At 64.7% G+C, this 12,024-nt stretch carries 11 protein-coding genes; 5 read left to right on the forward strand and 6 right to left on the reverse strand.

What is annotated here, in order from left to right:
* The first annotated feature begins 175 nt into the window (after positions 1 to 175).
* Positions 176 to 1,162 (forward strand): glutathione S-transferase family protein, encoded by a 987-nt coding sequence (locus ShzoTeo12_RS10575; RefSeq protein ID WP_318909651.1) that lies wholly within the window; start codon positions 176 to 178, stop codon positions 1,160 to 1,162.
* A gap of 1 nt (position 1,163) precedes the next feature.
* On the opposite strand, the gene ShzoTeo12_RS10580 is transcribed toward ShzoTeo12_RS10575, so the two are convergent.
* Positions 1,164 to 1,652 carry an NUDIX domain-containing protein gene (locus tag ShzoTeo12_RS10580; protein ID WP_318909653.1) on the reverse strand — a complete coding sequence of 163 codons (489 nt, stop codon included), beginning with the start codon at positions 1,650 to 1,652 and terminating at the stop codon, positions 1,164 to 1,166.
* 110 nt (positions 1,653 to 1,762) lie between these two features.
* Between ShzoTeo12_RS10580 and ShzoTeo12_RS10585 the strand changes: the two genes are divergently transcribed.
* The 4 genes from ShzoTeo12_RS10585 to ShzoTeo12_RS10600 all read left to right on the forward strand — a co-directional run bounded on the left by ShzoTeo12_RS10585 (position 1,763) and on the right by ShzoTeo12_RS10600 (position 4,938).
* Positions 1,763 to 2,665 (forward strand): metallophosphoesterase, encoded by a 903-nt coding sequence (locus ShzoTeo12_RS10585; protein ID WP_318909654.1) that lies wholly within the window; start codon positions 1,763 to 1,765, stop codon positions 2,663 to 2,665.
* Positions 2,666 to 2,795: 130 nt separating this feature from the next.
* Complete coding sequence (locus ShzoTeo12_RS10590; protein WP_318909656.1) at positions 2,796 to 3,398, forward strand: hypothetical protein; 603 nt, start codon at positions 2,796 to 2,798, stop codon at positions 3,396 to 3,398.
* A gap of 164 nt (positions 3,399 to 3,562) precedes the next feature.
* Entirely contained in the window at positions 3,563 to 4,081 is a 519-nt protein-coding gene (locus tag ShzoTeo12_RS10595; RefSeq protein WP_119256981.1) for an RNA polymerase sigma factor, read from the forward strand.
* Positions 4,082 to 4,083: 2 nt separating this feature from the next.
* Positions 4,084 to 4,938, forward strand: a complete 855-nt coding sequence (locus ShzoTeo12_RS10600; RefSeq protein WP_119256980.1) for an anti-sigma factor family protein — start codon at positions 4,084 to 4,086, stop codon at positions 4,936 to 4,938.
* Between the two features lie 205 nt (positions 4,939 to 5,143).
* Here the strand turns inward: ShzoTeo12_RS10600 and leuA are convergent, their stop codons facing one another.
* The 5 genes from leuA to ShzoTeo12_RS10625 form a co-directional block, all read right to left on the reverse strand.
* A complete protein-coding gene (gene leuA, locus ShzoTeo12_RS10605) occupies positions 5,144 to 6,850 on the reverse strand; it encodes a 2-isopropylmalate synthase (RefSeq protein ID WP_318909659.1) in 1,707 nt (568 codons plus the stop codon).
* 484 nt (positions 6,851 to 7,334) lie between these two features.
* Entirely contained in the window at positions 7,335 to 7,913 is a 579-nt protein-coding gene (locus ShzoTeo12_RS10610; protein WP_313193512.1) for an ATP-dependent Clp protease proteolytic subunit, read from the reverse strand.
* A gap of 184 nt (positions 7,914 to 8,097) precedes the next feature.
* Positions 8,098 to 8,562 carry a preQ(1) synthase gene (gene queF / locus ShzoTeo12_RS10615; RefSeq protein ID WP_318909661.1) on the reverse strand — a complete coding sequence of 155 codons (465 nt, stop codon included), beginning with the start codon at positions 8,560 to 8,562 and terminating at the stop codon, positions 8,098 to 8,100.
* Positions 8,559 to 9,476: a cation diffusion facilitator family transporter gene (locus ShzoTeo12_RS10620; RefSeq protein WP_318909663.1), complete on the reverse strand. Its 918-nt coding sequence runs from the start codon at positions 9,474 to 9,476 to the stop codon at positions 8,559 to 8,561. Before ShzoTeo12_RS10620 ends, queF begins: the two co-directional genes overlap by 4 nt.
* Before the next feature lie 296 nt (positions 9,477 to 9,772).
* Positions 9,773 to 11,962, reverse strand: coding sequence for an anthranilate synthase (locus tag ShzoTeo12_RS10625; protein ID WP_318909664.1), 2,190 nt, complete (start codon positions 11,960 to 11,962; stop codon positions 9,773 to 9,775).
* Positions 11,963 to 12,024: the final 62 nt, after the last annotated feature.

Here is a 12,024-nt window from a genome sequence, read left to right on the forward strand (position 1 = left end):
GTCTCGTCTTCCTCGCCGGCCGGAGTGCCGGTACTGGTCTGCGCGAATAGCAGAAATTTTCGCTCTGTCAAAGAGCAAAACGCACCGTTCACCAAAAGGCACCTATCCAGCCCAGCCCCATACGCTATCTATGAACGCAAGTTCAGGCCGCATCGGACGGCAAAAGGAGACAATCATGGGCATGCTCGTTGACGGCGTCTGGCATGACGTCTGGTACGATACGAAATCGACGAAGGGCCATTTCCAGCGCTCCGTCTCGCAGTTCCGCAACTGGATCACGCGGGACGGCGCGCCCGGCCCGACGGGCGAAGGCGGCTTTGCGGCGGAAGCCGGCCGCTACCATCTCTATGTCTCGCTTGCCTGTCCCTGGGCGCACCGCACGCTGATCTTCCGCAAGCTGAAGAAGCTGGAAGACCTGATCACCGTGTCCGTCGTCGATCCGCTGATGCTGTCGAAGGGGTGGGAATTCAAGGGCGAGAACGGCGGCACGCTCGATCCGCTGTTCGGCGCGTCCGCGCTCTACGAAGTCTACCTCAAGGCCGATCCGCACTATTCCGGCCGCGTCACGGTGCCGGTCCTGTGGGACAAGAAGCAGAACCGCATGGTCTCGAACGAATCGGCCGAGATCATCCGCATGTTCAACTCCGCCTTCGACCGGATCACCGGCTCGCGCGAGGACTTCTATCCGGAGCCCCTGCGCGCCGAGATCGACGCGCTGAACGACAGCATCTACGACACCGTCAACAACGGCGTCTACAAGGCCGGCTTCGCGACGACGCAGGAGGCCTATGAAGGCAATGTCACGAAGCTCTTCGCCATGCTGGACAGCCTGGAAGAACGGCTTTCGACCAGGCGCTACCTCACCGGCGAGCGCATCACCGAAGCCGACTGGCGGCTCTTCACGACGCTGGTGCGCTTCGACCCGGTCTATGTCGGCCATTTCAAGTGCAACATCCGCCGCATCGCCGATTATCCGAACCTCTACGGGTATCTTCGCGAGCTCTACCAGGTGCCGGGCGTCGCCGACACGGTGAACATGCGCCACATCAAGGAGCACTATTACCGCAGCCACGTCACGATCAACCCGACGGGCGTGGTGCCGGTCGGCCCGCAGATCGACCTCGCCTCCCCGCATGGCCGCGAGGGGCTGAAGGCGGCCTGACCTACCAGAAATCCGCGAAGGGCGCTTCGCCTGCGATTTCCGCGAGCCGCCGGCGGGTGGCCGCGGTGGTCGCGGCCGGCAGGGCGTCGAGCGCGAAGAAGCCGGCCTCGACGATCTCCCGGTCCTTGAAGCGCGGCCCCGTCTGCGTGACGCCATCGCAACGGTAGAGCAGGACGTGATCGCGCTTGCTGGTCTGCCGGTTGAAATAGATATGGAGGAGCTGCGGCGGCCCGCCGATGACGAGGTTCCCCTCCTCCCGCATCTCCTTGGCCAGCGCCTCCAGCGCCGTCTCCCCCCGCTCGATGCCGCCGCCCGGCAGATGCCAGCCGGGCACATAGCTGTGGCGCACGAGGAAGATCCGGCCGGCCTCGTCGAAGCAGGCAGCGCGCACGCCCATGGTCATGCCGCGCGACAGCGCGAAATAGACATGCAGCACGCGCGTCACGAGCTTCACGAACGGGCTTCTGGTCGGCGGGGCGTCGTCATCCATCGCCGCACTTCGCCGCAACCCTTCGGCCAAATCAAGGCTCATCGCCGCGAATGGCGAGGAATATCCACGCCTTGCGTTTCCCTAGGCCGGCTTATGCTCTAAGGAAGGGTATGTTCAGACTTGCCCATATATCGGACGTCCATCTCGGGCCGCTGCCGGCCCTCACCTTCCTGGAACTGTTCTCCAAGCGCATCACCGGCTTCGTGAACTGGCATCGCAACCGCCGCCGGCACCTCTTCACCAACACGCTGGACATCGTGCTCGAGGATATCGAGCGGCAGGCTCCCGATCATCTCGCCATCACCGGCGACCTCGTCAATCTCGCCTCTTCGCTGGAGATCGCCGCCGTCAAGCACTGGCTGCCGGAGGCCGGCGCGCCGGAAAACGTCTCGGTCGTGCCCGGCAACCACGACGCCTATGTGCGCGGCGCCTACGAGAAATCGACGCGCGCCTGGTATCCCTACATGCGCGGCGACGCCGCCCCCGCCGAATGGCAGGAGGACACGCACGTCTTCCCTTATCTCCGCGTGCGCGGCCAGGTGGCGATCATCGGCTGTTCGACGGCCGTCGCCACCCCGCCCTTTTCCGCCTCGGGCTATTTCGGCAGCCGGCAGGCGCGCGAGACGGTGAACATGCTGCGCGCGGCGGGCGAGGCCGGCCTCTTCCGCGTCGTGCTCATCCATCACCCGCCGATCCGCGGCGCGACGGCCTTCCACAAGCGCATGATCGGCATCCGCCGCTTCGCCGCGACCATCTCGACCGGCGGGGCGGAACTCGTGCTGCACGGCCATACCCATCTCAACACGGTGAACTGGCTGCCCGGCCAGACCAAGCCGGTTCCGGTCGTCGGCATCGCCTCCGCCTCGCAGGGGCCCGGCGGCCACAAGCCGCCGGCCGGCTACAACCTCTTCTCGATTTCCGGCGCGCCGGGCGACTGGACCATCGAGCGCGAGCGTTATGCCCTGACGCCGGACGGGCTGGCCCTGTCGCTTGCCGAGACGACGCGCTTTTGAAAAGCCGCGAATAAATCCCTCCCGTCATCCGTACTCCCTTTTCAGAGCGGCCCGCCCGAAAAGGCGGCATGAACGGCCGCTCCGGCACGGCCAGCGTCCGGCAAAAGGCCGATCAGGAGGGAACCGAGACATGCTCCGCCACACGATACTGCTTTCATTCTGCGCCGCCGTCTCGCTGACGGCGCTTTCGGCCGCCCGCGCCGCCGATTCCGACACGACCACGCCGCCCGCCGCCACCGAGACCACGACGACCTGCACGGACGGCAAGATCTGGAGCGACGAGAAGAAGGAATGCATCGCGCCGGAAGACCTGAAGCCGGCCCAGGGCACGGACGAAAAGACGCCGGAGGAACAGAAGAAGAGCGAACGCCTGATCGACGACAAGCTCTATGAAGCCGCGCGCGAATTCGCCTATGCCGGCCAGTACGAAAATGCCCTGCGCGCGCTGCGCGCCGCCCATGACCAGGAGGATCCGCGCATCCTCAACTATCTCGGCTACAACACCCGCAAGCTCGGCAACATGCAGCTCGGCATGAGCTACTACAGGCGGGCGCTGCAGAAGGACGAGAACTACATTCTCGCCCGTTCCTATATGGGTCAGGCCCTGATCGAACAGGGTGATATCGAGGGCGCCCGCGTCCAGCTCGTCGAGATCCGCGACCGCGGCGGCGAGAACACCTGGGCCTACCGCGCCCTGCTCCAGTCGCTGGGCGGCGAGCGCGCCAGCTACTGACCGCGCGTCAAACCCCGGAATAAACGTTGCGGAACGCGGGGAAACTGCGTTCCGGATTGCCGTTCATGCTTGCGGACCAAGGGAAGAATGTTTCATATCAGGCGGTCGCTGCCCGGCCGGGGGGCGAATAGAGTTTTGATCCCGAACGTTCCCTTGGAAAAGCAATGCGTCCGACGGCAGAATCGAATGAGTTCCGGCGAGAATTGGTCAATTTGCTGCCGAAGCTGCGCCGTTTCGCCATGACGCTGACGCGCAATGGCAGCGATGCCGACGACCTCGTGCAGGAAGCATGTGAGAGGGCCATCACGCGAAGCCATCTCTGGAACGGGGAAGGCCGGCTGGAAAGCTGGGTTTATGCCATGACGCGCAATCTCTGGGTGGACGAGATCCGCAAGCGAAAGGTCCGCACAGGGTCCGGCACTGTAGATGTTGCCGAGCAGGACAGCCTGCATGTCGACGCATCGGCCGACAAGGCGGTCTATGCCAAACAGTTGCACAAATTGATCATGACGATGCCGGAGGGCCTTTCGAGTGTCTTCCTGCTGGTGAATGTCGAAGGGCACAGCTACCGGGACGCGGCGGATATCCTCGGGATACCGATCGGCACGGTGATGAGCCGGCTCTCGGCAGCCCGCATCAGGCTCGCGGCCATGATCTCCGAACAGGCAGAAAGGAGGGCCTGATCGTGGAAAGCACACGGGGTCTCCCGCTCGAGGTTCGGTTGTCCGCCTATCTCGATGGCCAGTTGCCGGAGGAGGAAGTCGAGGAGATCAACGTCCTCCTCGCCGCCGACGACGAGGCCCGCGCCGTCTATGAAAAGCTCAAGCTCGGCAGCGAGTTCGGCGCACGCGCCTTCGACAGGATGCTGCAGGAGCCGATCCCGCTCGACCTCGTGCGCAACATCAAGGAAGCTGGCCGGAACGAGGAGGAAGCGCCGAAGCTCGGTTTTGTCGGAGCGCCCGTCGCCGCCGTGCCGGCAGGCCGCCGCAGCGCCTTCTGGCCGCAGGCGCTCGCCGCATCGCTGGTGATCTTCCTGTCCGGCGGCGCCGTCGGCTATTTGATCTCCGAACAGAAGCAGACCGCCTTCCAGGCCGCCAGCAACCAGTTCGCCCCGGCCCGCACCTGGCTCGACGACATCGCCGACTACCACCGCATCTATTCGCGCCAGGCGCGCCATCTGGTGGAAGTGCCGGCCAACGACGCGGCGCATATCGTGGAATGGCTCTCGGCCAGCACGGGCGTGAAGTTCCAGCTTCCCGACCTTTCGGCGGAAAAGCTGACGTTCGAGGGCGCCCGCCTGCTCGTCGCCGGCGGCAAGCCGACCGCGCAACTCCTCTATCGGGACACCGACAACGAGGTCTTCGCCATCTGTTTCCTGCAAAGCGAGCCAATCGACGGCAAGACGTCGCTTGCCGAGAGCATGCGCAACGACATCGGCCTCGTCTCCTGGCAAAAGGGCAACGCTTCCTACGTCGTCGTCGGCCCCTCGGCCGACCCGAACCTGGAGCGCATCGCCGAGGCGGTTTCCACCACCATCTAGAGCAATTCCAGCAAAAGTGCGAAGCGGTTTTGCGTCCGGGATTGCGTAGAAATAAAGAGTTAGAACGTTTTCGCGATTCGAAGAGAAGCGGAAATGCTCTAGGTGGGTCGCCTTTGGGGCCGCCGCCCTCACGACAATCGTAAGCCGACAAAAAGAGCCCGGCAGCAACGCTGCCGGGCTCTCGTCATTTCATGTGACCGGCCGATCAGCCGCGCGTCGCCAGCACCCGGTTGGCGGCGGAGACGATGGCTTCCAGCGAGGCGGTCACGATGTTCGTGTTGATGCCGACGCCGAAGAGCTTGCCGCCCGGATGCTCGACCTCGACATAGGCGATGGCCGCCGCGTTCGAGCCGTGCTGGAGCGAGTGCTCGGAATAGTCGGCGACGGACATGGGGATGCCGAGATAGATCGACAGCGCATTGATGAAGCCGTCGATCGGGCCGGTGCCCCTGCCCTCGATGCGCTTCACCTCGCCGCCGTCGGTGATTTCCGCCGCGACGATGCGCGTGCCCTTCTGCTCGCCGTCGGGATAGGTGTGATGGTCGACGAAGCGCAGGCGCGTGCCCGGCTGCGTGACGTAGCGCTGCATGAATTGCTCATGGATGCGCTTGGAGGGAAGCTCCACGCCTTCCTCGTCGGTGATGCGCTGGATCTCCTCGCGGAACTCCACCTGCAGGTTGCGCGGCAGGTTGATGCCGTAGTCTTCCTGCAGGATATAGGCGATGCCGCCCTTGCCGGACTGCGAGTTGATGCGGATGATCGCCTCGTAGGAGCGGCCGACATCCTGCGGGTCGATCGGCAGGTAAGGCACTTCCCAGAGCGGCTTGTTGGCCTTCTTGATGGCCTTCATGCCCTTGTTGATGGCGTCCTGGTGCGAGCCGGAGAAGGCCGTGTAGACCAGTTCGCCGACATAGGGGTGACGCTCGGGGATGACCATCTCGTTGGAATATTCGTAGACGGCCTTGATACGCTCGATGTCGGAGCAGTCGAGCTTGGGATCGATGCCCTGCGTGTACATATTGAGCGCCAGCGTGACGACGTCGACATTGCCCGTGCGCTCGCCATTGCCGAAGAGCGTGCCTTCCACGCGGTCCGCGCCGGCCATCAGGGCAAGTTCCGTGGCGGCGATGCCGGTGCCGCGGTCGTTGTGCGGATGCAGAGAGACGATGACGTTCTCGCGGTTGTCGATGTTGCGGCACATCCATTCGATCTGGTCGGCATAGATGTTGGGCGTCGCCATCTCGACCGTGGAGGGCAGGTTGAGGATCAGCTTGTTGTCGGCGGTCGGCTTCACGATCTCGACGACGGCGTTGCAGATCTCCAGCGCCACTTCCAGCTCGGTACCGGTGAAGCTCTCCGGCGAATATTCGAAGCGGTAGCCGCCGCCGGCCCTGGCGGCCATGTCGGTGATCATCTTGGCCGCGTCGGTCGCGATCTGCTTGATGCCGGCGACGTCCTTGGCGAACACCACGCGGCGCTGCAACTCGCTGGTCGAGTTGTAGAAGTGGATGATCGGCCTGTGCGCGCCTTCCAGCGCCTCGAAGGTGCGGGTGATCAGCTCCGGCCGGCACTGGACCAGCACCTGCAGCGAGACGTCGTCGGACACGTTGCCCTCCTCGACGCACCAGCGGGCGAAGTCGAAGTCGGTCTGCGAAGCCGAGGGGAAGCCGATCTCGATTTCCTTGAAGCCCATGTCGAGCAGGAGCTGGAACATGCGGGCCTTGCGGTCGTGGCCCATCGGGTTGACCAGCGACTGGTTGCCGTCGCGCAGGTCCACCGAACACCAGATCGGCGCCTCGGTGATCGTCTTGCCGGGCCAGGTGCGGTCCGGGATGCTGATCGTCGGATAGGCCTGATACTTGGTTGCTGCATCGGGCATGCCCTGCTTGGGCGTGTGGGTCTTCACAATCATCGCGTCTTCTCTTCGTCGTCCCGGCATTCGCGAAAGCGTCTTAGCGCAACGGTCGGCGCTTGGCGACGGCGAATGCTGGCCATGGGCGGCCAGAACCGGAATTAATGCATGGGGTGAAACGAGGAGCTATTGCCGGACGGGCTTTTCGGCCGCCGGGCGCTCCTCAGCGAACCCGGCAACCGCGCGTAAGGCCGAGAAGAAGAAGCGAGGAGAAGCCGCGCGAACGCTCGCGAACAGCAGCGCTGCCGCGGGAAACTCGTTCGATGATCTGTGCGCCGGTCTTCAACATGATGGGGCGCTTATAGCGAGGACGATGGGAAAGAGCAAGTGCCCGTTGGGCTTTTACGAGATGGCCGCCCCTCATCCCCCTGCCGGGACCTTCTCCCCGCAAGCGGGGAGAAGGAGGAAAACGGCGAGCCCAGCGCTCCTCGCCCCGCTTGCGGGGAGAGGATGCCGGCAGGCAGGTGAGGGGCAAATCGCGCCCTCAGATATCGCCCTGCGAGGTCACGATGCGCGAGACGAGGCCGTAGCCTTTGGCTTCCTCGGCGGAGAGCCAGTAGTCGCGGTCCGTGTCCTTGGCGATCTTCTCGATCGGCTGGCCGGTGGCGTCGGCGAAGATTTTGTTCAGGCGCTCGTTCATCTTGATGATCTCGCGGGCCTGGATCTCGATATCCGACGCCATGCCGCGGGTGCCGCCCGACGGTTGGTGCAGCAGGAAGCGGGTGTTGGGCAGGCAAAGGCGCCGTTCCTTCGGCGCGGCGACATAGATCAGCGCGCCGGCCGAGGCGACCCAGCCCGTGCCGATCATCCACACCTTCGGCTTGATGAACTTGATCATGTCGTGGATCGAATCGCCCGATTCCACATGGCCGCCCGGCGAGTTGACGTAGATGCGGATGTCCTCGTCGCTGGCGGCGGCAAGCGCCACGAGCTGCGAGCAGACCTTCTGCGCCAGTTCCTGGTTGATCGGCCCGTAGATGAAGATCGAACGCGACTTGAAAAGGTTCGCTTCCGTTTCCTTGCCCAGGGGCAGTTCCGTCTTCTTGTCGTCTTCGTCGCTCATCCAAAGTCTCCGGATTGCTCGTCAATAGTCCTGTCGCTGTCAGATAATGCGACTCACCGGCCAAGACAATGCAACAAAACCGATACCCGGCGATAGAGCGCACCCGCGCCACCGCAAAACACGGTAAATGCCGGGCGACGGCTCATGACCCGCCTTCCTCGCGGGACGGCGGAAGCCCGCCGCCTCATCCTCGCCCGCGATACGGCTGCACGCCCTGGTCCGGCAGCCAGACGCCCTTCGGCGCTTCACCGGTCTGCCAGAACACATCGATCGGAATGCCGCCGCGCGGATACCAGTAGGCACCGATTCTCAGCCATTTCGGCTCCAGCAGCCCGACGAGCCGCTTGGCGATATCGACGGTGCAGTCCTCATGGAAGGCGCCGTGGTTGCGGAAGGAATGCAGGTAGAGCTTCAACGACTTCGATTCGACGAGCCAGCCGTCCGGAATGTAGTCGATGACGATATGCGCGAAGTCCGGCTGGCCGGTCATCGGGCAGAGCGAGGTGAATTCCGGCGCGGTGAAGCGCACCACGAAATCGGTGCCGGCATGGCTGCTCGGCACCTTTTCCAGAAGCGCGGCATCGGGATCGGCGGGAAGATCCACCTTCTGCCCGAGTTGCGACAATCCCGATACGTCTGTCCTGCTCATGATCCGACCCTTTCGATCCTGACCCTTACACCATGCGCCTTTTCCGTCTCGGGTTCGACATGGATGGCGATCTGGGCGCCCGGCTGCACGGCGCGGATGGCGTCCTCCAGCCGGTCGCAGATATCATGCGCCTGCCCGACGGGCATGGCTGCCGGCACGACGAGGTGGAAATCGACGAAGGTCGCCGAGCCGGCCCGCCGGGTCTTCAGGTCGTGCACGCCAAGCGAGCCGGCGCCGTTCGCCGCGATGGCCGCCTGGATCGCCTCGGCCTCCCCCGGCTCCACCGCATGGTCCATCAGGCCGTCGACCGAATGGGCGATGACCTTCCAGCCCTGGTAGAGGATGTTGAGCGCGACGAGGATCGCCAGCAGCGGATCGAGCACGGCATAGCCCGTCGCGATGGCAAGGACGAGGCCGATCAGCACCCCGATCGAGGTGACGACGTCCGACAGGATATGCTGCCCGTCCGCGGCCAGCGCCGGCGAGCGGTAGCGCCGGCCCGCGCGGATGAGCACATAGGCCCAGACGGCATTGATCACCCCCGCCGCGAAGTTGATGACAAGGCCCATGACCGGCGCTTCCATCGACGCCGGCGCCATCACCGCCGGCACCGCCTCCATGACGATCAGCAGCGCCGCCACGACGATCAGCACGCCTTCCAGAACCGCCGAAAGATATTCCGCCTTGTGATGACCGAAGGGATGCGTCTTGTCCGCCGGCTTGGCCGCATAGGTGATGGCCGCGAAGGCGACGATGGCCGCCACCACGTTGACGCTCGATTCCAGCCCGTCCGAAAGCAGCGCCACCGAGCCCGTCACCCACCAGGCAATGAGCTTCAGCCCCATCACGCCGAAGGCCAGCGGGATGCCCCAAAGCGCCAGCCGCTTGACCGTGTTGCCGTCCGTGTCTGCCATTCTGCTCTCCATGCGCATGCAACCGAGTTGCAAAAAGCCTGGCCCATCAACGCAAAACCGCGCGCACGGGGACGTGCACGCGGTTTTTCTCTCGGGTTCGCTATGGACTAGGACGGCGGCTTTGTCAAAGCCCGCGCGGCTGGGCGCACAGGTTAAGGCTGCCTCTCACCTGCCTGCCGGCATCCTCTCCCCGTAAACGGGGCGAGGAGCGCTGGGCGCGCCGTTCTGCCCCTTCTCCCTGCCTGCGGGGAGAAGGTCCCTGCAGGGGGATGAGGGCAAGCCGGCAAGCCGCCAAACTAAGCCGCCTTCACCCTCGCCTTCTTCGACAGATGCGCGACCACGTTCTCGATCATGCGCATGCCGGCATCCTGGCCGAGCGTCATGATCGATTCCGGGTGGAACTGCACCGCGGCCACCGGCTCGCTGGCATGTTCGATGCCCATGATCGTGCCGTCCTCGCTCTCCGCCGTGATAATGAAATCACGCGGCAGCGTCGCCGGATCGGCGAAGATCGAGTGGTAGCGACCGACCGTCACCTCCTTGCCGAGGCCGGAGAAGACGATGCCCGGCTCCAGCACGCGGATGCGCGAGGGCTTGCCGTGCATGGGAATGGCGAGCTGGCGCAGCTCCCCGCCATAGGCCTCGGCGAGGGCCTGGAGCCCGAGGCAGACGCCGAAGATCGGCAGGCTGCGCGCGCGCGCCTTCCTGATCGTCGCCTTGCAGTCGAAGTCCTTCGGGGTGCCCGGGCCCGGCGACAGCACGACGAGGTCCGGCTTCACCCGGTCGAACACCTCTTCGGCAACCGGCGTGCGCACGGTCGTCACCTCCGCGCCGGTCTGGCGGAAATAGTTGGCGAGCGTGTGCACGAAGCTGTCCTCGTGGTCGACGAGCAGAATCTTCACCCCTGCCCCGACGGATGCGACGTCGCGCTGGACCTTGGCGGAATTGCCGGACTTGGCGTCGCGGATGGCTGCGATCATGGCGGAGGCCTTCAGTTCGGTTTCGGCTTCTTCTTCTTCCGGGTTGGAATCGTAGAGCAGCGTCGCGCCGGCGCGCACTTCGGCGATGCCGTCCTTGATGCGGATGGTGCGCAGCGTCAGGCCCGTGTTCATGTCGCCGTTGAACCCGACCATGCCGATCGCCCCACCATACCACGCCCGCGGGCTCTTCTCATGCGCCTCGATGAAGCGCATCGCCCAGAGTTTTGGCGCGCCCGTCACCGTGACGGCCCAGGCATGCGAGAGGAAGCCGTCGAAGGCGTCCATGTCGTCGCGCAGGCGCCCCTCGATATGGTCGACCGTGTGGATGAGACGCGAATACATCTCGATCTGCCGGCGGCCGATGACCTTGACGGAGCCGGGCTCGCAGACGCGGCTCTTGTCGTTGCGGTCGACGTCCGAGCACATGGTCAGCTCGGATTCGTCCTTCTTCGAGTTGAGCAGCTTCAGGATCTGTTCCGAGTCGGCAATCGGGTCGTCGCCGCGCTTGATCGTGCCCGAGATCGGGCAGGTCTCGATGCGGCGGCCCGACACGCGCACGAACATTTCCGGCGAGGCGCCGACAAGATATTCCTGGTTGCCGAGATTGATGAAGAAGGAATAGGGCGACGGGTTGATCGCCTTGAGGCGGCGGGAGATTTCCGAGGGCCTGCTCTCGCAGCGCTCGAAGAACTTCTGGCCCGGCACGACCTCGAAGAGATCGCCGCGCTTGAAGCTTTCCTTCGCCTTGACGACGAGCTCGGCATATTCGCCCGGCCGGTGGTCGCCCTGCGGCGGGATGACGTCGGAGGTGCGGAACGGCTCGGCGACGATCGCCTCGCCCTTGCCCTCGGTGGAAAGGCCGCCCTTGGCGAAATCGTAGCGGTCGATCCAGGCCTTGGCGGCATAGTGGTCGACGACGAGGATCTCGTCCGGCAGGAAGAGCACCATGTCGCGCTGGTCGTCCGGCCGCGTGAGCTTGAGGTCGATGGCGTCGAACTGGAAGGCGAGGTCGTAGCCGAAGGCGCCGTAGAGGCCGAGGCTCGCATCCTCCGCCGAATGGAAGAGGTCGGTGACGGCGCGCAGCACGGTGAAGACCGTCGGCATCTTCGAGCGCTCTTCCTCGGTGAACACCCGGTCGGGCAGCTTCACGTCGAGATCGAGCCGGCTTGCCGTGCGCGCGCCGAGCGCCAGTTCCGGCACGTTCGCCAGGCGGTCGGCGATCAGCGACAGCAGCACCTCGCCGCGCGCATTGTAGGCCTCGATCCAGACGGAGCGGCCGAAGGAGGAAATGCCGAGCGGCGGATCGACCACGGCCGTATCCCAGCGCGTATAGCGGCCCGGATATTCGTAGTTCGAGGAGAAGACCGCGCCGCGCCGCTCATCGAGCCTGTCGATATAGGCGGAGATCGCATTGGCATAATCCGCCGCACGGCGCCGCCGCGTGACGGTCACCCCGCCGCGCGTCTCATAGGCTTCGCCGCCGTCTTCCAGAATTTTCGTCGCCATTCCCAACTCCGTTTCGGCCCGGTCCTGCGAGGCGGCCGAACACAAAAAAGCCGCCTCGAATT

Source organism: Shinella zoogloeoides (genome assembly GCF_033705735.1).
GTDB lineage: Bacteria > Pseudomonadota > Alphaproteobacteria > Rhizobiales > Rhizobiaceae > Shinella > Shinella zoogloeoides_A.